Here is a 21,185-nt window from a genome sequence, read left to right on the forward strand (position 1 = left end):
TTGACCTGCCTTGCAAGGGGAGAAAGGATGCGTCATCCGATCCCGACGCTGGCCGCCTGCCCCCGCGCGGCCTCCGCAGAGGAAATTCCTGATGACGCTGCATGACGTCGCGCTCGACGATAAGTTCGACCTGGCAAAGGAGCGCATCTTCCTGTCCGGCGCGCAGGCGGTCATCCGCATGCTTCTGATGCAGCGCGAGCGTGACCGCCGCGCCGGCCTGAATACGGCCGGCTTTGTCTCCGGCTATCGCGGCTCTCCGCTCGGCGGCCTCGACATGCAGCTGTGGAAGGCCAAGAAACAACTCGCCCAGGCCGACATCGTCTTCCAGCCAGGCCTCAACGAGGAACTGGCCGCCACCGCTTGCTGGGGTGCGCAGCAGACGGAGCTGCTGGGCGAGGGCACCCATGACGGCGTCTTTTCGGTCTGGTATGGCAAGGGGCCGGGCGTCGATCGATCCGGCGATGTGTTCCGCCATGCCAATCTCGCCGGCTCGTCCAAGCATGGCGGCGTGCTCGCCCTGATGGGCGACGACCACATGGCCGAATCCTCGACCAACGCCCATGCCACCGAATTCCTGTTCGTCGACACCATGGTGCCGATCCTCAACCCGGCCGGTGTCCAGGAGATCATCGATTATGGGCTCTACGGCTTTGCTATGTCGCGCTTTGCCGGCACCTGGGCGGCGATCAAATGCGTCAAGGACAACATCGAATCGACGGCCTCGGTCGATGCCTCGCTCGGGCGGCTGAACATCGTGGTGCCGGATTTCGACATGCCGCCTGGCGGTCTCAATATCCGCCACGAGATCGATATGCTCGGCCAGGAGGAACGACTGCATGAGCACAAGCGTGCCGCGGCTTCCGCCTTCATCCGTGCCAACGGGCTAAACCGCATTGTCTATTCGGGCGGCCGCAACCCAAAGATTGGCATCATCACGCTGGGCAAGAGCTATCTCGATGTTCGCCAGGCACTGGAGGACATCGGCATCGACGAGGCGGCCGCCAACCGCATCGGTGTGCGGCTGTTCAAGGTCGGCTGCCCCTGGCCGCTCGATCTGCATCACATCGCCGATTTCGCCCGCGGCCTCGACACCATCGTCGTCGTCGAGGAGAAACGCTCGCTGATCGAGGTACAGCTGCGCGAGAGCCTCTACGGCACCGCAACGCAGCCGGTCATTGTCGGCAAGAAGGACGAGCGCGGCGACTGGCTGTTCCCTGCCAAGGGCGCGCTCGACCCCAACGAGATCGCCATCGCGCTTGGCGAGAGGATTGTCAGGACCATCGGCCCGTCCGAGGAGATTTCGGCGCGGGTGGCAAAGCTGCGCCAGTTCCAGGCAATGCTCGCCGACGCCACCGACATCGGTTCGCGCACACCCTTCTTCTGTTCCGGTTGCCCGCACAACTCCTCGACCAAGGTGCCGGATGGCTCGATCGCCGCTGCAGGTATAGGTTGCCACTTCATGGCGTTGTGGATGGACCGCAATACCCTTGGCTTCACGGCGATGGGCGGCGAGGGCGCGCAATGGGTCGGCCAGGCGCCGTTCTCCAAGCGCGGCCATATCTTCCAGAACCTCGGCGATGGCACCTACAATCATTCAGGCACGCTGGCGATCCGCTTTGCACTGTCGAGCGACGCCAACATCACCTACAAGATCCTCTACAACGACGCCGTCGCGATGACCGGCGGCCAGCCGCACGAAGGTGGCCTGACCGTCGATATGGTCGCCAGGCAGGTGCGGGCCGAAGGCGTCGACCGCATCGCCATCGTCACCGATGAACCCGACAAATATGCCGGCAAGGCCGAATTCCCGGTCGGCGCTACCATCCATCACCGCGACGATCTCGATCTCGTCCAGCGCGAACTGCGGGACGTCAAGGGCGTATCGGTCTTGCTCTACGACCAAACCTGCGCTGCCGAAAAACGCCGCCGCCGCAAGCGCGGCACATTCCCAGATCCCGACAAGCGGGTCTTCATCAACGAGCTGGTTTGTGAAGGCTGCGGCGATTGCGGCGTGCAATCGAACTGTGTCTCGATCCAGCCGGTCGAGACCGAATTCGGCCGCAAGCGCAGGATCGACCAGTCCAGCTGCAACAAGGATTTCTCCTGCGTCAATGGCTTCTGCCCATCCTTCGTCACTGTGCACGGAGCCAAGATCCGCAAGGCCGAGGGCCTTGCCGGCAAGGCCAACCCGCTCGACGGCGTGCCGACGCCCGCCGAATTCCCGCTTGGCGAACAGGGCTGGGCGGCAATCATCGACGGTGTCGGCGGCACCGGCGTGGTCACCGTCGGTGCCGTGCTTGGCATGGCCGCACATCTCGAGGACAAGGGTTGCGGCATGATCGACATGGCCGGCCTTGCCCAGAAGGGCGGTTCGGTGTTTACCCATGTCCGCATCGCCCGCACCCCGGACGACATCCACGCGATCCGCGTTTCGGCCGGCAAGGCCGATCTCGTGCTTGGCTGTGACCTCGTCGTGTCGGGCGCCAAGAAGGTGCTGACCGCGGTGCGCGAGGGCCACACCATCTTCCTCGCCAACACCGCCGAGATCATGCCCGGCGAATTTGCCCGTTCGGCCGATTTCTCGTTGCCGATAGAGCGCCTGAAGAAAGCGATCCGCACTGCTGCCGGAGACGACAAGGCGCATTTCTTCGACGCCACCCGCACCGCCACGGCACTTTTCGGCAATTCACTCGGCGCCAACATGTTCATGCTCGGCTTTGCCTTCCAGCATGGCGGTTTGCCGCTCTCCGCCGAGGCGGTCGAGAAGGCGATCCAGCTCAATGGCGAAGCCGTGGCGATGAACATCGCCGCCTTCCGCTGGGGCCGTCGTGCTGCCCATCAGCCGGACTTCGTGCGCGGCCTCGTCGCCCAGCCGGGCCCAACCGTTCCTGGAAAGACCGGCCACGCTGCGGACGTCGCCGAGACGCTGGACGACATCATTGCCCGCCGCGTCGCATTCCTGACCGCCTATCAGAACGGCGCTTATAGCAGGCGTTATGCCGAAAGACTGGCCCTGTTGCGAACCGCCGAAGCGAAGGCGGTGCCCGGTTCGACCGCGGTGTCGGAAGCCGCAGCCAGGAACCTGTTCAAGCTGATGGCGATCAAGGATGAGTACGAAGTGGCGCGGCTCTACAGCGATGGCTCGTTTGCCGCCGAATTGAGCAAGCAGTTCCAGAGCTACGACAAACTCGAATTCCACCTCGCGCCGCCGATCATGGGCCGGCGCGGCAATGACGGCAAACCCAGGAAATCGAGTTTCGGCCCCTGGATGATGAAGGGTTTTCGCCTGCTGGCAGCGATGAAAGGCCTGCGCGGCACGGTCTTCGACCTGTTCGGCTACACCGCCGAGCGGCGCATGGAGCGACAGCTTCTGGCACAGTACGAGGCGGATCTGGAGCTAATCGCCGGAGCGCTGGCGCCAGCCCGGGTCGACGCGGCGGTTGCGCTGGCCTCGGTGCCGGCTCTCATTCGCGGTTATGGCCATGTCCGGCAAGCCAGTGCCAAACAGGCGGCCGGCGAGCGCTCGCGGTTGCTCCAGCGCCTCGCAAACGCACCGGCGGGGGCGGCACTTCGGGCCGCCGAGTGAAGGCCTTGTTTACCTGAAGCTCGATTTCCCGGTCTGTCCTGCTTTTGCGCTCTTGCGGCAACCGAGCCAAAGCCTCTGTTCTAAGCCTTTCTTAAGGCGGATGTGGGATGACGAGGCCTAGCGTTGGGCCGACGATATGGGCAGAACAAAGACCGAAAACATCCCGGCGGATGTTTATATCCAGTTTGTGCGGTCGTTGTTCGACAACGCTCACATGCTGGTGATTGGCGGCGTGTGCTACTGGATCCTAGGATTCATGATCTACTTGCGCACGCACGATTCATTGTTCCTGGCTTTTTCTTTTAGTCTGCTGTCAATCAGCCTTTTCCGCTATTTCGGCATTCGCGACTTCCAAAAGGCGGGCGGTGTAATAGCCAATGTCCAAGAGGCGCAGCAGTGGGAGCGCAACTATATCCTCAAGGGCAGCCTGCAGGGCCTGGGCCTGGGCGCGCTGTGCTTCATATCGATCTATGTGTATCCTGATCCCTTTGCCGAACTGGCCGCGACGTCGCTGGCCATCGCAACCCTGGTGACGGTTGTTGGCCGGAACTACGGATCTCCGCTCATGGTGCGGATTTTTTCCGTGACCTTCATTGGTCCGGCAGCACTTGCACTCTTGCTGCGCATGGATGTCCCCTCGGTCGTTCTGGGGCTGATGATCATCCCCTTGACGTTTATCACGATCAACAGCGCCGACCACGTCCGCAACGTGCTTTTCTCGGCGGTCATCGGCCACAAGGAAGCGAAGAAGCTCGCGCACAGGTTCGATCGCGCCCTCAACACCATGTCACATGGCCTGGTCATGCTCGGCCCCGACGGGCGCGTGGCGGTGGCCAATGCCGAAGCTGCCCATCTGATGTCGCTCAAGTCCGGGGATGCGCTGCTTGGGCGATCCATCCACGGTCTCTTGATGCGTGGCGTCGCCGCGGGCATGTTGGCACCGAAGGATTGCCGTTACATCGAGGCCCAGTTGACGCGCGCCTTGCGCGAGGGCCGCGACCGCAAGGTGCTCGTTTCCCTCGCCAACGGCCAGCACTACGAATTTTCGGCACGCGAAGGCAGCCAGGAGCTGGGCGTCATCACCTTCGAGGACGTGACGGGGCGCGTCGAGGCGGAAGACAAGATCCGCTTCATGGCGCGTTACGACAATCTTACCGGCCTGCCCAACCGTGCCTATTTCCACGAGTTGATCGGCGAGGCCATGGCGTCCGGCGACCGCGACCGTTTCTGCGGGCTGGCGGTGCTCGACCTCGACGACTTCAAAAGCGTCAACGACACGCTTGGACATCCGATCGGCGACGGGTTGATCTACGCCGTTGCCGAGCGGCTTGCAGCCATTGCCGGGCAAGGCATCACGGTCAGCCGTTTCGGCGGCGACGAATTCATGGTCTTCTTCGACCGAGTCGAGGATGAGAGCCATCTGACAAGCCAGCTCGACGAGATTTTCGCCGGACTGCAGGGGGAGGTGGACGTTGCCGGTCACGGCCTGCGCATCCAGGCCAGCGGCGGCGCGGTGCTGTCGCGGGTGAAGGATACCGATGTCGACGCCATGATCGTCAAGGCTGACCTGGCGCTCTACAAGGCCAAGGAACTCGGCAAGAACGGCTGGCGGCTATTCGAGGCGGCAATGGACGCAGCGTTCCGCAACCGTCAGCTGATGAAGGCGGATCTGCGCAGCGCGGTGGAAAACAAGGAATTGCGGGTAGTCTACCAGCCGATCGTGGCGATGAACACGATGCGCATCGCCGGTTGCGAGGCGCTCTGCCGCTGGGACCATTCCGATCTCGGGCCGATCTCGCCCAGCATCTTCATTCCGCTGGCCGAGGAAATGGGAATCATTTCCGAGATCAGCACCTTCGTGCTGCAGGCAGCCTGTACCGAATGCGCCAAATGGCCCGACCAGACCAGCGTCTCGGTCAATCTGTCCGCCAAGGATTTCCGCAGCCGCGATGTCATCCAGAAGGTTCGCGATGCGCTGGTGAGCTCCGGCCTCGCCGCTGGCCGGCTGGAAATCGAGGTCACCGAAACGGCGCTGCTCGACGACAAGTCGCTGACACGCCAGTACATCGAGGAATTGAAGCAGATTGGCGTGCGCATCGCTCTCGACGATTTCGGCACCGGCTATTCGAGCCTGAGCTATCTGCACAAGCTGCCGCTCGACAAGATCAAGATCGACCGCTCGTTCCTGATGGACGTCACCCAGAACCCGCGTTCGTTGGAACTACTCAAGGGCATCGTCAACCTGTCGCGGCCGCTGGGGCTTTCCGTGACCGTCGAAGGCGTCGAGACCTTCGAGCAGCTCAAGATCCTGGCCTTGCAGGTCAAACCCGATCTCGTTCAGGGCTTCCTGTTCGGTGCCGCGCTCAGTGCGTCGGGTATCGAGACGATGTCGAATGTCACTTGGCCTTTCGCCGCTGACCTGCGCCTCACTGGCAAACGGACAGCCAGTTAGCGCTGTGACCGACAGCTCAAGCGTTGGCTGAGCTCACGCACCTGTGTTGCTGGAGGTGCGATGTCTGGAGGCAATGATCCACATCCTTCTCAGGGCGCGTTCCTCATCAAATACATTCTCAAGTGGGCGGCTCAGCTGTTAAGGTTAACAGAAGGTAAATCAACAACATCTAAATTTCAGCTTGTGTCTCATCCTTACTCGAATAGCTTGTCCGTAGGCGGAATTTCGAGGACAGATGATGGATGCTGCAAGGGCTGCAAGCAATACGTCCGGCGCGGTCAGCGCAGCCGGGGATTCGGTGCTGAATCGATCGATTATGCAACTGCTGGAGCATGTCGATTATCGCCTCATCACCGGGGGTGAGGATTTGGAGGCGATTTACCGGCTTCGCTATAAATCCTATCTGCGCTCAGGCATGTGCGGCCCAATCGCCAGCGGGATGTTCGAGGATCGCTGGGACAATCTGCCCAATTCCTACCGGTTCGGTGTCTATTGCTATGGCGAATTGGTCAGCACGATCCGCTTCCATTACATTTCCAGCGAGCACCCGAATTCGCCCTCCGTCGATGCCTATCCGGAAATACTAATCGAGCGACTTGCCCGCGGAGAAACTTTCATCGACGGAACCCGCTTCGCAACCGATCCTGACGGTGCGCCGGCGCCCGGAGTGCTGCCTTTCCTGACCCTCAGGCTAGCCATGGTGGCCTCGCGCTATTTTGGCCAGAACTCGGTGCTTACGCCGGTCAAGATCGAGCATTCCAATTTTTATTCCCGTTACTTCAATGCCGTGCAGAGGACCGAGGGAAAAGTATTTCCGGGCGTTCTTACCAAGATCGCACTGTTCGAAATCCCCGCCGGCGAGAATATGCGATTGACGCTCGAACGGTTCCCATTCTTCAGGTCGACGCCGATGGAACAGCGGCTGATGTTTGCCAATCCGGCCATCAACCGACTGACACCCCTGTCGATTGTTCCAACAGCGAAATATTATCGCGACGCCGCCTGAGGCTTCCGATTTTTGCGGAGCGTCCGGAGCTTTCCGGCCAGACAGGCGTTCTGATGAAGGCGGCGCGTTGACGCTCCGCGTCTCCATTTCAACGGATTTGCCAGAAGGAACCCGACATGACCATTTCCACGCTTGCGCTCACCCCGCTCATCTCGCTGATCGCCGGCGTGCTGATCCTCGTGATGCCAAGGCTGTTGAACTATATCGTCGCGCTCTATCTGATCGTGGTCGGACTGCTCGGGCTTTTCCCGCATCTTGCCGGTTGAGGCAGCGCAGGCGCCCGCCTCGACCGGTTTCGAAGTATCTTTCCGCATCAGGTGGCCGGATCCGATGTCGAGCCCCGGCGTCACGTCGGCAGGCAGCCGGCTTCAATTTTCCGTTGAGGCAGTTGTCGGCTGCGATGCGGCAATAGCGCCATTGCTCTCGGCCCGGCTTTTCGCTATGTGCCTGAAAGATGTCTTCGAAGGGGTATTCCTATGGCTGATCACTCGCCGACCGGTCCTGTCGAACTGGGCGCGAAGATGGACTATGCCGAGCATGATCGCACCTATGCGGGCTTCCTCAGGCTGGCCAAATACGGATCGCTTTTCTGCGGAGCCCTGCTCTTGGCGATGGCCTTCGGCTTTTTCGCGGGCGGCTTCTTCTCTGCTACCATCCTGTTCGCGCTGATTATGGCCGTCGGCGCCCTTATTCTTCGATAGATTTTCCGACTTTTTGTCCACGGCGCCGCCGCGAGGCCGGCCGGCGTCTTGCGGGAACGAGCTTCCGGCCGAAAGGATCATGCGGTGGGACAGACGGTTTTCATCCCTCGTGAGCTCGACGCGAACGAGCCGCGCGTCGCGGCTTCGCCCGATACGGTGAAACGGCTGGCGGCGCTGGGCTTCGAAATCGTCGTCGAGACCGGTGCCGGCACGAGGTCGCGCATCCCTGACGAGGAATTCGCCAAGGCCGGTGCCGCCATCGGCAAGGCTTCCGATATCGCCAAGGCCGATGTGGTGCTGAAAGTGCGCCGGCCGACGGATGTCGAGCTGAAGAGCTACAAGCCGGGCACTGCGGTCATCGCCATCATGGATCCCTATGGCAACGATGCCGCCGTGGCAGCCCTTGCCAAGGCCGGCGTGACCGCATTCTCGATGGAATTCATGCCGCGCATCACCCGGGCGCAGTCGATGGATGTTCTGTCGTCACAGGCCAACCTCGCCGGCTATCAGGCGGTGATCGACGGCGCTTCGGAATATGACCGAGCATTGCCGATGATGATGACGGCAGCCGGCACGGTGCCCGCGGCAAAAGTCTTCATCATGGGCGTCGGCGTTGCCGGCCTGCAGGCGATCGCCACCGCGCGCCGGCTTGGCGCGGTCGTCACCGCCACCGACGTTCGCCCCGCTGCCAAGGAACAGGTCGCCTCGCTCGGCGCGAAATTCCTGGCGGTCGAGGACGACGAGTTCAAGGCCGCCGAGACGGCAGGCGGCTACGCCAAGGAAATGTCCAGGGAATACCAGGCCAAACAGGCGGCATTGACCGCCGAACATATCGCCAAACAGGATATCGTCATCACCACGGCGCTGATCCCGGGCCGGCCGGCACCGAAGCTGGTCTCGGCGGCGATGGTCGCATCGATGAAGCCGGGCTCGGTGCTCGTCGACCTGGCGGTCGAACGTGGCGGCAATGTCGAGGGCGCGGTGCCGGGTCAGGTGGTCACCACCGCCAACAACGTCAAGATCGTCGGTCACCTCAATGTGCCCGGCCGCGTCTCGGCGTCGGCATCGCTGCTTTACGCCAGGAACCTGTTCGCCTTCGTCGAGACGCTGGTCGACAAGACGACCAAGACGCTTGCCATCAATCGCGACGACGATCTGGTCAAGGCGACGATGCTGACCGACGGCGGCAAGGTGGTCCACCCTGCCTTTGCCAAGGCCGACCAGCAGCCGCCAAAGGGCCAACATGTCGAGCCGGCTGCAATCCCGGCCAAGAGCATGGTCGCCGACGCTTCGGCCAAGCCGAAGAAGGCCGCTCCCAAGAAGGCAGCCGCATCCAGCTCGCCCTCGTCGAAGTCGAAAGGCATTGCGTGATGGATCAGACCCTGCAGAAAGCCCTCGACCAGCTCGACCAGGCTACCGCCGCCGTTCGGCTGGCGGTGCAGAATATGGCGACCGCGCCCGGCGGCGCCGAGGCGGCGGGTGGTGCCGCGCACGCTTTGTCCGGCGGCGCCATCGATCCCTTTGTTTTCCGTTTCGCCATCTTCGTGCTGGCGATCTTCGTCGGCTATTATGTCGTCTGGTCGGTGACCCCCGCCTTGCACACGCCTCTGATGGCCGTCACCAACGCCATCTCCTCGGTCATCGTCGTTGGCGCATTGCTGGCCGTCGGCATCGCGGCCTCCGGCATCGCCGCGGGCTTCGGCTTCGTCGCCTTGATGCTGGTCTCGGTCAACATCGTCGGCGGCTTCCTCGTCACCCAGCGCATGCTGGCCATGTACAAGAAGAAGGACAAGTAGAGCGCCATGAACGCCAACTTCGCGTCCTTCCTCTACCTTGTTTCAGGTGTCCTGTTCATCATGGCGCTGCGCGGGCTGTCGCACCCGACCACCAGCCGCCAGGGCAACCTCTACGGCATGATCGGCATGGGCATCGCCATCGCCACCACGCTGGCGCTGGCGACCCCTTCGGCCGGACGCTTCGGCCTGATCGTGCTTGGCCTTGCCATTGGCGGCGGCGTCGGCGCCGTCACCGCGCGGCGCATCGCCATGACGTCGATGCCGCAGCTGGTCGCCGCCTTCCACTCGCTCGTCGGCCTTGCCGCCGTCATGGTGGCTGCCGCCGCCATCTATGCGCCGGAAAGTTTCGGCATCGGCACGGTCGCCGACATCCACGCCCAGGCGCTGATCGAGATGAGCCTCGGCGTCGCCATCGGCGCCATCACCTTCACCGGCTCGGTCATCGCGTTCTTGAAGCTCGATGGCCGCATGTCCGGCAAGCCGATCATGATCGGCGGTCGCCACTTCATCAACGCAGCCCTTGGCATCGCGCTGATCGTGCTGATCGTGTTGCTGGTTACGAGCGAGTCCAAGTTGGTGTTCTGGCTGATTGTGGCGGCCTCGCTTGTCCTTGGCGTCCTCTTGATCATCCCGATCGGCGGAGCCGACATGCCGGTCGTCGTGTCGATGCTCAACTCCTATTCGGGCTGGGCGGCGGCCGCGCTTGGCTTCACGCTCGGCAATCTGGCGCTGATCATCACCGGCGCGCTGGTCGGCTCGTCCGGCGCGATCCTGTCCTACATCATGTGCAAGGGCATGAACCGCAGCTTCATTTCCGTCATCCTCGGCGGTTTCGGCGGCGAGACGGCGGCAGCGGCCGACGACGGCATCGAGCGCACGGTCAAGCAGGGTTCGGCAGGCGACGCCGCCTACCTGATGATGAACGCCCAGAAAGTCATTATCGTGCCAGGCTACGGCATGGCGGTCGCCCAGGCGCAGCACGCGCTGCGCGAAATGGCCGACAAGCTCAAGGCCAACGGCGTCGACGTGAAGTACGCCATCCATCCGGTCGCCGGCCGCATGCCTGGCCACATGAACGTGCTCTTGGCCGAAGCCAACGTACCCTATGACGAAGTGTTCGAGCTTGAGGACATCAACTCCGAATTCGCGCAGGCCGATGTCGCCTATGTCATCGGCGCCAACGACGTCACCAACCCGTCCGCGCGCGACGACAAGGCGTCGCCGATCTACGGGATGCCGATCCTCGACGTCGACAAGGCCCGCACCTGCCTGTTCGTCAAGCGCTCCCTCGGCTCCGGCTATGCCGACATCGACAACACGCTGTTCTACAAGGACGGCACCATGATGCTGCTCGGCGACGCCAAGAAGATGACCGAAGAAATCGTCAAGGCGATGGATCACTGATCGGCGATCGGCACTGAGACACGCCAGGAAGCGCCCGGCTTTGTGCCGGGCTTTTTCTTGGCGTGTCGGCTGTTCGGGGCTACGATGACGAATTTCCTGTCCCGCTGACGGGATTGTCGTCAACGGAGACGTTGGTGCCCGACCCAATAGCATCGCCGCCCACTGGGAAAGCGCCGCGCAAGCTTGGCCAGGCGGTGGTGATCGTGCATGGCATGGGCGAACAGCGGCCGATGGACACGCTGCGCGGCTTTGTCCAGGCTGTCTGGAGCCATGACCCTGACCGCGCGCCGTTTTATGCCCGCGTCGCCGATCCGGCCGACCCCGCCGGCGCGAAGATCAACCAGAGCTGGATCACACCCGACAGCCGGACAAATTCATACGAACTTCGCCGCATCACCACGCCCTATGATGTCGATGGCCGTCGCACCGATTTCTACGAGCTTTACTGGGCCGACATCACGCAGGGCACGACGCGGGGGCGGCTCGCCGCCTGGGTGACAAATCTGCTGTGGCGCAGGCCGGCCGATATTCCTCCCGACGCCCGCCAGCTCTACATCGTCACGCTTCTTGCCGTCGTCGTCGCCCTGTGCGCGGCGCTCGCGCTCGCGACGTCGGTTTGGCAGCAGCATATCTCCTTGGCCGCCGGCCTGCTCGTCACCATCCTGGCTTCGCTGATCATCTGGTTGGTGGACCGGTTCGGCATTCCCTATTTCGGCGATGTTGCGGCCTATGTGCGTGCGGAAGCGGCGACCGTCGAGAAGCGCGCGCTGATCCGCGATCGCGGCCTGCGGCTGCTGAAACGTCTGATGACGGACGATGCCTACGACCGGATCGTGCTGGTTTCGCACAGCCTTGGATCGATGATCGCCTATGATCTCCTGCAGATATTGTGGGCCGATTTCAGGCCCCGAGAACTGGAGGCCATCCGCGACAGGGCCAAACTGAAAGCGATCCGTGCCATCGACAAGGCGACCCTTGTTGCCGATGGCTCCGCATGGCCCAGCAAGCTGGACGACCTCGCCGGCTTCCGACGTGATCAGTGGGAGCTCTACCGGCAACTGCGAACTGCGGATGCCGACCATCCGCTGCCATGGAAGATCAGCGATTTCATCACACTCGGCAGTCCGCTGACCCACAGCGAGTTTCTGGTGACGAACAATCTCGCCCAATTCAGGCGCGGCATGGCCGAGCGACTGTTCTCGGCATGCCCGCCGATTGCCGAAGGGCCAGCGGCCGGTGGCACCGTGCTTTATCAGGAGGGACGCAGCCCGTCAGGCAAACCGCGGCGAGCGGTGCATCACGGCGCGGTGTTTGCCGCGACGCGCTGGACCAACATCTTCGACGGGGGCAATGGCTGGTTGACGGGCGACCCGATTTCGGGACCGATGGCTGAAAAGTTCGGCCCCGGCGTGGAGAATATCCAGGTCGAGCTGCGCGGTTCCCTCGGCCGCATCTTCACCCACACACTGTACTGGTCGTTGACGGCGACCGGCGTCGAGGCCGGCGCTCGGCCGCGCTCGCACCTTGCCGTGCTGCGCGATGCTGTCGACCTCGGCCGCAAACTGGAGCCGAGTAAGCCACCGCCGGCGTAAGAATGGGTCTGGCTCAAATGTCCAGGTTGGCGACCGACAGCGCGTTGTCCTGGATGAATTCGCGCCTCGGTTCGACTTCATCGCCCATCAGCCGCGAGAACAGACTGTCCGCATCGGTCGCGTCATTGACCTTGACCTGCAGCAGCGAGCGCACGTTCGGATCGAGCGTGGTCTCCCAGAGCTGTTCGGCGTTCATTTCGCCGAGACCTTTGTAGCGTTGCATGGTCAGGCCCTTGCGGCCGGTCGCAAAGACGGCATTGAGCAGCGCCAGCGGCCCCGAGATGGTTTCGGAGACATCCTTGCGGCGCAGCACCGGCGGCGACCCATAGACCTCGCTGAGGCGCTGAGCGTAGCGGTCGAGCTGGCGTGCATCGGCCGAGTTGATCAGCGCCAGATCGAGATGCGCGTATTCCTTGACGCTGCGCACCGTGCGCTCGAACACATAGCCGCCGACACCTTCATTCGAGGTCGACATGCGGCCGGTCCAGCCGCGCTCGGTGTCCTCGGCGATGATGTCGAGGCGTTTTGCAATCCGCTCCGCCATGGCATTGGCGCGGCCAAGATCGGTGAAGACGTCCGGGTTGAGCCCGCCGGCGATCGCCGCCTGTTCGACCACGCCCCTGTTATAGCGTGTATGCAGGCCGTTGATCAGCTGGCGCACGGCCAGCGCATCATCGATGGCGCCGCGCAGGTCCTGCCCGGCGCGCACTTCGCCGGAGCCGAGCGTAAGCGACGCTTCCTCCAGCCCCGAACCGATCAGGAACTCCTCGAAGGCGCCTTCGTCCTTGATGTATTGAGAGCTCTTGCCGCGCGTCACTTTGTAGAGCGGCGGCTGGGCGATGTAGAGATGGCCGCGCTCGATCAATTCCGGCATCTGGCGGAAGAAGAAGGTGAGCAGCAAGGTGCGGATATGGGCGCCGTCGACGTCGGCGTCGGTCATCAGGATGATCTTGTGATAGCGCAGTTTGTCGGCGTTGAACTCATCCTTGCCGATCGAGGTGCCGAGCGCGGTGATCAGCGTGCCGATCATGTCGGAGCCGAGCATGCGGTCGAAGCGCGCCCGCTCGACATTGAGGATCTTGCCGCGCAAGGGCAGGATCGCCTGGTTCTGGCGCGAACGCCCACCCTTGGCCGAGCCGCCGGCGGAATCGCCCTCGACGATGAAGATTTCGGATTTTGCCGGGTCGCGTTCCTGGCAATCGGCCAGCTTGCCGGGCAGGGAAGTGACGCCGAGCGAACTCTTGCGGGTGATGTCACGCGCTTTGCGTGCCGCTTCACGCGCCGCCGCTGCCTGAATCACCTTGTCGACGACCACCTTGCCCTCTGCCGGGTGCTCCTCCAGCCAGGTGCCAAGCGCTTCGTTGACCAGTCCTTCGACAACGGGCCGGACTTCCGACGAGACCAGCTTGTCCTTGGTCTGCGAGGAGAATTTCGGGTCGGGAACCTTGACCGACAGCACCGCCGTCAAGCCTTCGCGGCAATCGTCACCGATCAGCGAGACCTTTTCCTTCTTCGTTAGGCCCGAGGAGTCGCCATACCCGGTGATCTGGCGCGTCAGCGCGCCGCGAAAGCCGGCTAGATGTGTGCCGCCATCGCGCTGCGGGATGTTGTTGGTGAAGGCCAGCACGTTCTCGTGGTAGCTGTCGTTCCACCACATCGCCACTTCGACGGTTATCCCGTCGCGCTCAGCCTTGATAGCGATCGGCTTGTCGATCAACGGCTTCTTGACCCGGTCGAGATATTTGACGAATTCTTCCAGTCCGCCATCATAGTGCAGTTCATGGCGCACGACGTCGGCGTGACGGGCGTCGCTCAGGACGATGCGCACGCCGGAATTGAGGAAAGCAAGCTCACGCAGCCGGTGTTCCAGCGTCCCGAAGTCGAATTCGACCATGGTGAAGGTCTCGGTCGACGGGAAGAAGGTGATCTCGCTGCCGCTGCGCCCTTCATAGGTGCCCGGCTGCTTGTCCTGCTCATAGCTGCCTGTCGCCTTCAGCGGCGCGTCGGCATTGCCATGCGTGAAGCTCATCTCGAAGATCTGGCCGTTGCGGCGGATTTTCAGTTTCAACCAAGCCGAAAGCGCATTGACCACCGAGACGCCGACGCCATGCAGGCCGCCCGAGACCTTGTAGGAGTTCTGGTCGAACTTGCCGCCGGCATGCAGCTGAGTCATGATCACTTCAGCCGCCGAAATGCCTTCTCCGGTGTGGATATCGGTCGGAATGCCGCGCCCATTGTCGATCACGGTGACCGAACCGTCGGGGTTCAGCGTCACGGTGACGAGGTCGGCATGACCGGCCAGCGCCTCGTCGATCGCGTTGTCGACCACCTCATACACCATGTGATGCAGGCCGGAACCGTCGTCGGTGTCGCCGATATACATGCCGGGGCGTTTGCGGACAGCATCCAACCCCTTCAAAACCTTGATGGAATCGGCGCCGTATTCGGCTTCAGCGCCGCTGATGTTGTCGATCTGATCGCTCATGAAAACCTGTTGTCTGGATGCCGTTCGCACGGCGCGGAAAATTGGCCCCGAATCGCGCCTCTGATATGCACTAGATATAGGCGCTAAAGGCGGTTTTTCCAAGGTTTGCAGGCATTTCCCCGGGAATGAGCCGGCTGTCCATGACGCGCTCTCGCCAGGCCTTATCTGGCTTTGGCCAGCCGGTCCCTGAGCAACTTGATCATGAACTTGTAGCGCGGCGCCAGCCGCCCGGTCCGATCAAGTTCCAGCGTCATGTCGAGCGCCCGCGAAAGCACGGCCTTGGGGCTTTTCGCGACCTGGGCGTAGTCGACATAGGCAACCACCAGATCACGCTGCCAGGTGGCGTTGTTCGGATCGGCCTGGGCAAGCTGCTGGCGGATGTCGAGACTGTCCTGGAAGGCTTGCCGTGCACCCTTGATGTCGTGTTGCTTGGCCTTGAGCATGCCGATCTCCGACAGCGTGATCGACAGGTCGCGCTGCCAGTCGGCATTGGCCGGATCAAGCTTGGCCAGCCGGTCGGCGATGACGAAACTGTCGGTGTAGGCCTTGAGCGCACCCGCCCGGTCGCCTTGGATCGCCAGAATGCCGGCGACCTTTTCGAGGCTGACGGAGAGGTCGCGCTGCCAATCCGTGTTGTTCGGGTCGCCAGCCGCCAGCGCGCGGGCCAGTTCGAGAGCTTGCCTGTAGGCCGACAGCGCATCCGGCCATTTCTCCTGGTCGCTCAGCGCATTGCCGATCTTGGCATAGCCGACCGACAGGTCGCGCTTCAGCTCGCTGTTGTCCGGATCGCGGTCCACCAGCCGCTCGACGATCGACTGGCTGGCCCGATAGGCCGCGAGCGCGCCAACCGCATCGCTGCGCTCGCGCTTGAGGTCGCCGATCGTCGTATGGCTGACAGAGACATCACGCTGCCGCCCTGGATCCTGTGGATTCTTGTTGGCCAGCGCCAGCCGGATATCCAGGCTTTGCTCATAGGCCGCCTGCGCATTGTCCAACTGGCCGGCGCTGCGCGCCAGCGCGCCGATCTCGTCATAGCTGATGGTCAGGTCGCGCTGCAGCTCCGTGCGCTCCGGTTCGTTGTCGGCAAGCTGCTTCTTGATCGACAGGCTTTCCTGGTAGATCTGCGCGGCCCCGGCCAGGTCGCCTTGCGTCACCAGCACATCGCCGATCTTGTCGTCGGCCGTGGCGAAGTCGCCGAACCATGGCAGACGATCGGGCTCGGCCGCGGTCAAATCCCGGAGCATGGTTCTGGCGGCCTGATAGTTCTCAAGCGCTTCCGGCAGGTCGCCCTGCACCAGCCTGATGTTGCCGAGCTTGATGTGGCTGACGGCAAAATCGCGCTTGACGCTCGGATCTCTTTCATGGGCCGAACGCAGCTCGAGATTGGATACAAGCGCCGTAAAGGCGCGGCCTGCGGCATCGGTGTTGCCGACGAGCGTATAGAGCTTGCCGAGGTCATCCAGCGTCCGGATCTGGCGGTCGGCGTCGTCCAGCGCCAGCGAAGTTTGCCCGGCCTCGCCGTAAAGGGCCAGCACCGATTCGTAGTCCTTGATGGCCGTGGCGTAGTCGAGATCGGCTCGTGCCGCACCGCCGGACAGGAAACGCGTCGCCGCCTCGGACAGCGTGCGGCCGACGAAATTGGCCCTCAAGGCGTTGCGCGAGACGTTGTCGATATCGGCGGCCTTGGCGAGGATGGCGCGCACGCCGTCGAAGGCGCCGAGCGATAGCTGCTCCTCGGCCTGCCGGCGCAGTTCCGTCACTTGCGGATCATCGGAGGCGAGCGTCCTCATTTCGCTGCGCACCTTGACGAAGGCGTCGGCCGCCTCATGCAGCTTGGCATTCAGGCTGTCCGCCGAGAGGTGGCTGGCATCGGAGCTGATCAGCGCGCCATAGAGCGGCGCCAGCGGCATGTCGGCATCGCTGGCTATCTGCTCGACCTCGCCGCGCATCTGAGGCGTCACGTCGGCCATGGCGAGCAGCAGGCGCTCGCGCTCCGGCAGCTGTTCCTTGGCCGCTGCGGCAAAGAACAGCTTCGGCAGGCCGCTCTCGACATAGGGCAGCTGCTTGCCGCGCGACAGGTCATAGACCTCCTGCTGCACCAGCGTCAGCACCGAGCGGATCTCGAGCCCGTCAGTGCCGAGATATTTGGTCAGCGCTGTCGTGAACGGCGAGTTCTCGCCGGTTCCGTCGGCCGCCGTTCCGCCCGGCGCTGCCGAAAAGGCGAACAGGATGTTTTCGGCGCGGCCAATCCGGCCGAGCCCCGGCCTAACTTTCTCCGCGACATCCTTTGCCAGCGATGTCGCGCCTCGACCTTCGCTCACCGTGCCCGAAAACGGATCGCTGCGGCAGGCGTCGAGCATAATCAGGCCGACCTTGGCAGTGGCGGCCACGGCGTCGCGCACCTCCTCCAGCGGCAGGCTGGTCTTCTCCAGCGCATCGAGCGAGGAGGCGTCGGCATCGACCGGCAGCAGCCGGTTGTCGCCGGAGATTTCGATGCCATGGCCGGAGAAATAGACCAGCGCCACATCGGCGCCCTTGGCATCCTCGCGAAAATCGTCGAGCGCGCGGCGCATGCGCCGCAGATCGCGATTGGTTTCGAGAACGACCTCGAAGCCGAGCTTCTTCAGCGCCGCCTCCATTGCCTCGCCGTCATGGACCGGATTGGCGAGCGGCCGGATCCGCCGGTAGTTGTCGGTGGCGATGACCAGCGCCACGCGCCGCTCCGCCACTGCCGCGGCGGTGGTCGTGAGCATCAGCAGCAAGGCAAACAGCAAACGCAAGGCGAACTGCCCCCCGGCTCGTTCATCTGCGCGAACATTCCATCTCTTTATGGCATGAGCAAGCCGGGCTTTTGGCGCAAGGCCGGCGCGTCAGGCAGCCCGCATCGGCTTCAACGCCTCGCTCCAGCGCAGCAGCTCGTCGAGCATGGTCTTGGCGCCGCCCTGCACCTGCTCGCTGGCGTTGAAAGCGCCTTTCTCGTCGAGCAGTTTCTGATACATCGGCAGCGCGACACCTTCCGGGATCGGCATGACGCCCACCGAGGTCAGCAGTGGCTTCAGCGCCTGCGCCGCGCGCAGGCCGCCGGACACGCCGCCATAGCTGAAAATGCCAGCGGGCTTGTATGTCCATTCGCGCAGCAGATAGTCGATCGCGTTGACGATCGCCGGCGCCACGAAATAATTGTATTCCGGCGCGACGAAGACAAAGGCATCGGCGGCATCGATGGCTTTCGACCAAGCCTTGGTATGGTCGTTCTGGTATTTGCCAAGCCTTGGATGGTGCGGCTCGTCCAGCACCGGCAGATTGAACGCCGCGATGTCGGTCAGCACCGGCTCGAATTTCCCGTGTTCGCGCGCGAATCTCTCCAGCCAGTCGGCGAAAACCGGTCCGGCGCGGCCTGGCCGCGTGCTGCCGATGATGATGTTCAACTGGTGCTTCAAGGCTGGCTCCCAAGGCTGGCGGTATCTGTTGGTGACCGTGACCTATGGCAGAGCATGGCCGTGGACAAGGCGACACCGCCAGGAGGGCGGTCACAATCGGCTGAACGGACTGTCTCCCGTCCGTCCCAGGCCGCACAATTTGCGCCTGCCGTCCGGTCACATGGACGCCCGGGTCGCCAGCCACTACATTGTGGTATCAGCGGAGCAGCCCAATGGACGTCCAGCCCGCCCCCTTTGTTCCCCCGGCGCCGAAGCCGCGCACGACGCCGCCCTCGACGCTGGAGATGATCCGCATCGTCTACCGCAACCCGCTCGAACTGTGGGGGGAGCATACCTACAACGAGCCCTGGATTTCGGCGAGTGGCGTTGGTGGACATCTGATCGTTGCCAACGATCCCGGCCTGATCCGCCACGTGCTGGTCGACAACGCCAAGAATTACAGGATGGCGACTGTGCGCCAGAAAATCCTGCGGCCGATCCTGCGCGACGGCTTGCTGACCGCCGAGGGCGAGGTGTGGAGGCGGTCGCGCAAGGCGATGGCGCCGGTGTTCACGCCGCGCCACATTTTCGGCTTCGCCCAGCCGATGCTTCGGCGCACGCGGGAGTTCGTCTCGCGATATGAAGGCGGCAGCATGTCCGACATCGCCCATGACATGACGCTGCTCACTTACGACATCCTGGCCGAAACGCTGTTCTCCGGCGAGATCGCGGGCGGGCCCGGCAGTTTCGCCAACGAGATCGACCGCCTGTTCGAGACGATGGGCCGCGTCGATCCGCTCGACCTGTTGCGCGCGCCCGACTGGCTGCCACGCCTGACCCGCATCCGCGGCCGCAAGACCATGGCCTATTTCCGCAAGATCGTCACCGATACGGTCAAGATGCGCGAGGAGAGATTCAAGCGCGATCCCGATGCCGTGCCGCAGGATTTCCTGACGCTGCTGCTCAAGGCCGAAGGTCCAGAGGGGCTGACGCGAGCCGAAGTCGAGGACAACATCATCACCTTCATCGGCGCCGGCCACGAGACCACGGCACGCGCGCTTGGCTGGACGCTCTATTGCCTTGCGGAATCCCCGTGGGAGCGCAACCGGGTCGAGCAGGAGATCGACCGAGTGCTGGCGAGCGAGCCCGATCCGACGAAGTGGCTCGATGCCATGCCGCTGACGCGCGCTGCCTTCGACGAGGCGCTCCGGCTCTATCCGCCGGCACCATCCATCAACCGCGAGCCGATCGAACCGGAAATGTGGAAGGATCTCTATATCCCCAAGCACGCCGCCGTGCTGGTGATGCCGTGGGTCGTCCACCGCCACCGGAAGCTTTGGGACAGGCCGGATGCCTTCCTGCCGGAGCGCTTCCATCCGGGAAACCGCGAAAAGATCGACCGCTTCCAGTATCTGCCGTTCGGTGCGGGCCCGCGCGTCTGCATCGGCGCCAGCTTCGCCATGCAGGAGGCGATCATCGCGCTGGCGATCATGCTGTCACGCTTCCGCTTCGACACCACCGCAGAGACGAAACCCTGGCCGGTACAGAAACTCACCACCCAGCCGCAAGGCGGCTTGCCGATGCAGGTCACGCCCCGCTAGGCTGACAGCCTTCAAGCTGAATGAATCATGCCGCGGGCTTGCGCTGGAACTGGCCGGCAGCGCGGTAGCGCCAGAGGTAGCTGGGCACGATCGTCGCGATCGATTGCGGCTGGATGCCAAGCCCGGCGAGTGTCCTGTTGGCTTTGACCGCCGCGTCCGACACGATGTTGTGCTCGCGCAGCTGTATCACCTGGTCCTTGGTCAGCAGCGGATTGGGCAAGAGGCCAAGGATCGAGGCCAGGATGTTGGCAACCCACCACGGCACCGGCACCAGCATGCGCTTGCGTTCGATCACCTGGAGCAACTCTTCCATGCATTCCTTGAAGGTGAGTACCTTGGGGCCGCCGAGTTCATAGATCTGACCGCCATCGACCTTGCCGTCGACCGAGCGCGCCACTGCTTCGGCGACGTCGCCGACATAGACAGGCTGGAATTTGGTCTGGCCGCCGCCGATCAGCGGCAGCACCGGCGAATAGCGCGCCATGTTGGCGAAGCGGTTGAAGAAGGCGTCTTCGGGCCCGAAATTGATCGATGGCCGGAAAATGACGGCGTCCTTGATCGTCTCCAGAACGGCCTTTTCGCCGAGCGCCTTGGTGCGCGCATAGTCCGATGCGGAGTTCAAGTCGGCGCCAAGCGCGGAAATATGGGTGAGGCCGGCGCCGACGGCGCGCGCTGCCTCGGCCACGGCGCGGGCGCCGAACTCGTGGACGGCGGGGAATTTCTGCCGGCCGCTCTCATGCAGGACGGCGACCAGATTGACGACGTGGTCGGCACCCTGCACGGCACGGTCTACCGACCAGCGCACGCGCACATTGGCCTGCACCGGCTGGATCTGGCCGACATTGCCGAGCGGCTGCAGATGGCCGGCGAGATCTGGCCGCCGGCAGGCGACCCGGATGCGATAGCCGCGCTTGGCCAGCGCGCGCACGACATGGCGGCCGACAAAGCCTGACCCGCCAAAGATGACGACGAGCTTTGGGGTCTGCAGGATTTCGGTCATGGCTGGCTCCGGCGCTCGCAAGCTTGGCTGAAGCCGTTTCATAATCGGTTTCGCGCCAAAGGCAAAGGGTGACGCGTGGTCGCTGTCAGCCTTATCAGAATGCCTTGCCGATGCAGGGGCCGGCCGAGTGGCGGTTGCCGCCG

Annotated in this window: 14 protein-coding genes; 10 read left to right on the plus strand and 4 right to left on the minus strand. The window is 63.3% G+C overall.

Going from position 1 to position 21,185, the window contains the following annotated elements; all coding sequences use genetic code 11:
- Window positions 1-91 precede the first annotated feature (91 nt).
- From NKJ89_RS14450 to NKJ89_RS14490, 9 genes are all read left to right on the plus strand, one after another.
- Window positions 92-3,586, plus strand: a complete 3,495-nt coding sequence (locus NKJ89_RS14450; protein WP_352603304.1) for an indolepyruvate ferredoxin oxidoreductase family protein — start codon at window positions 92-94, stop codon at window positions 3,584-3,586.
- 136 nt (window positions 3,587-3,722) lie between these two features.
- Window positions 3,723-6,038, plus strand: a complete 2,316-nt coding sequence (locus NKJ89_RS14455; RefSeq protein WP_352603306.1) for a putative bifunctional diguanylate cyclase/phosphodiesterase — start codon at window positions 3,723-3,725, stop codon at window positions 6,036-6,038.
- Between the two features lie 235 nt (window positions 6,039-6,273).
- Window positions 6,274-7,044: an N-acyl amino acid synthase FeeM domain-containing protein gene (locus NKJ89_RS14460; protein WP_023761459.1), complete on the plus strand. Its 771-nt coding sequence runs from the start codon at window positions 6,274-6,276 to the stop codon at window positions 7,042-7,044.
- 116 nt (window positions 7,045-7,160) lie between these two features.
- Window positions 7,161-7,310 (plus strand): DUF3096 domain-containing protein, encoded by a 150-nt coding sequence (locus NKJ89_RS14465; RefSeq protein WP_013528205.1) that lies wholly within the window; start codon window positions 7,161-7,163, stop codon window positions 7,308-7,310.
- 210 nt (window positions 7,311-7,520) lie between these two features.
- The gene (locus NKJ89_RS14470; RefSeq protein WP_023761460.1) at window positions 7,521-7,745 is read left to right on the plus strand and encodes an aa3-type cytochrome c oxidase subunit IV; all 225 of its coding nucleotides are present in this window, start codon (window positions 7,521-7,523) and stop codon (window positions 7,743-7,745) included.
- Between the two features lie 84 nt (window positions 7,746-7,829).
- A complete protein-coding gene (locus NKJ89_RS14475; protein ID WP_352603308.1) occupies window positions 7,830-9,116 on the plus strand; it encodes a Re/Si-specific NAD(P)(+) transhydrogenase subunit alpha in 1,287 nt (428 codons plus the stop codon).
- On the plus strand, window positions 9,116-9,541 hold the full coding sequence (locus tag NKJ89_RS14480; RefSeq protein WP_502904130.1) for an NAD(P) transhydrogenase subunit alpha part 2: 426 nt from the start codon (window positions 9,116-9,118) through the stop codon (window positions 9,539-9,541). The genes NKJ89_RS14475 and NKJ89_RS14480 overlap by 1 nt, the downstream gene beginning before the upstream one ends.
- A 6-nt stretch (window positions 9,542-9,547) precedes the next feature.
- Entirely contained in the window at window positions 9,548-10,945 is a 1,398-nt protein-coding gene (locus NKJ89_RS14485) for an NAD(P)(+) transhydrogenase (Re/Si-specific) subunit beta (protein ID WP_352603312.1), read from the plus strand.
- A gap of 134 nt (window positions 10,946-11,079) precedes the next feature.
- Window positions 11,080-12,537, plus strand: a complete 1,458-nt coding sequence (locus NKJ89_RS14490; protein WP_352603314.1) for a hypothetical protein — start codon at window positions 11,080-11,082, stop codon at window positions 12,535-12,537.
- A gap of 13 nt (window positions 12,538-12,550) precedes the next feature.
- On the opposite strand, the gene gyrB is transcribed toward NKJ89_RS14490, so the two are convergent.
- The 3 genes from gyrB to NKJ89_RS14505 form a co-directional block, all read right to left on the minus strand.
- Complete coding sequence (gyrB, locus tag NKJ89_RS14495) at window positions 12,551-15,022, minus strand: DNA topoisomerase (ATP-hydrolyzing) subunit B (protein WP_023761465.1); 2,472 nt, start codon at window positions 15,020-15,022, stop codon at window positions 12,551-12,553.
- Between the two features lie 161 nt (window positions 15,023-15,183).
- On the minus strand, window positions 15,184-17,802 hold the full coding sequence (locus NKJ89_RS14500) for a caspase family protein (protein ID WP_352603316.1): 2,619 nt from the start codon (window positions 17,800-17,802) through the stop codon (window positions 15,184-15,186).
- A 90-nt stretch (window positions 17,803-17,892) separates the two neighbouring features.
- Window positions 17,893-18,462, minus strand: coding sequence for an NADPH-dependent FMN reductase (locus NKJ89_RS14505; protein WP_352603318.1), 570 nt, complete (start codon window positions 18,460-18,462; stop codon window positions 17,893-17,895).
- A 212-nt stretch (window positions 18,463-18,674) separates the two neighbouring features.
- On the opposite strand from NKJ89_RS14505, the gene NKJ89_RS14510 reads away from it, so the two are divergent.
- Window positions 18,675-20,042, plus strand: coding sequence for a cytochrome P450 (locus NKJ89_RS14510; RefSeq protein WP_352603320.1), 1,368 nt, complete (start codon window positions 18,675-18,677; stop codon window positions 20,040-20,042).
- Between the two features lie 25 nt (window positions 20,043-20,067).
- Here the strand turns inward: NKJ89_RS14510 and NKJ89_RS14515 are convergent, their stop codons facing one another.
- Window positions 20,068-21,042 (minus strand): complex I NDUFA9 subunit family protein, encoded by a 975-nt coding sequence (locus tag NKJ89_RS14515; RefSeq protein ID WP_352603322.1) that lies wholly within the window; start codon window positions 21,040-21,042, stop codon window positions 20,068-20,070.
- Window positions 21,043-21,185: the final 143 nt, after the last annotated feature.

It is taken from the genome of Mesorhizobium sp. M0047 (genome assembly GCF_040323315.1).
In the GTDB taxonomy this organism is placed as follows: Bacteria; Pseudomonadota; Alphaproteobacteria; order Rhizobiales; family Rhizobiaceae; genus Mesorhizobium.

Bases quoted from the DNA above. Each gene is read 5' to 3' on its own strand.
- NKJ89_RS14510 (WP_352603320.1), top strand. From the start codon at position 18,675: ATGGACGTCCAGCCCGCCCCCTTTGTTCCCCCGGCGCCGAAGCCGCGC.
- gyrB (WP_023761465.1), bottom strand. From the start codon at position 15,022: ATGAGCGATCAGATCGACAACATCAGCGGCGCTGAAGCCGAATACGGC.
- NKJ89_RS14515 (WP_352603322.1), bottom strand. From the start codon at position 21,042: ATGACCGAAATCCTGCAGACCCCAAAGCTCGTCGTCATCTTTGGCGGG.
- NKJ89_RS14480 (WP_502904130.1), top strand. From the start codon at position 9,116: ATGGATCAGACCCTGCAGAAAGCCCTCGACCAGCTCGACCAGGCTACC.
- NKJ89_RS14455 (WP_352603306.1), top strand. From the start codon at position 3,723: ATGGGCAGAACAAAGACCGAAAACATCCCGGCGGATGTTTATATCCAG.
- NKJ89_RS14485 (WP_352603312.1), top strand. From the start codon at position 9,548: ATGAACGCCAACTTCGCGTCCTTCCTCTACCTTGTTTCAGGTGTCCTG.
- NKJ89_RS14450 (WP_352603304.1), top strand. From the start codon at position 92: ATGACGCTGCATGACGTCGCGCTCGACGATAAGTTCGACCTGGCAAAG.
- NKJ89_RS14470 (WP_023761460.1), top strand. From the start codon at position 7,521: ATGGCTGATCACTCGCCGACCGGTCCTGTCGAACTGGGCGCGAAGATG.
- NKJ89_RS14465 (WP_013528205.1), top strand. From the start codon at position 7,161: ATGACCATTTCCACGCTTGCGCTCACCCCGCTCATCTCGCTGATCGCC.
- NKJ89_RS14460 (WP_023761459.1), top strand. From the start codon at position 6,274: ATGATGGATGCTGCAAGGGCTGCAAGCAATACGTCCGGCGCGGTCAGC.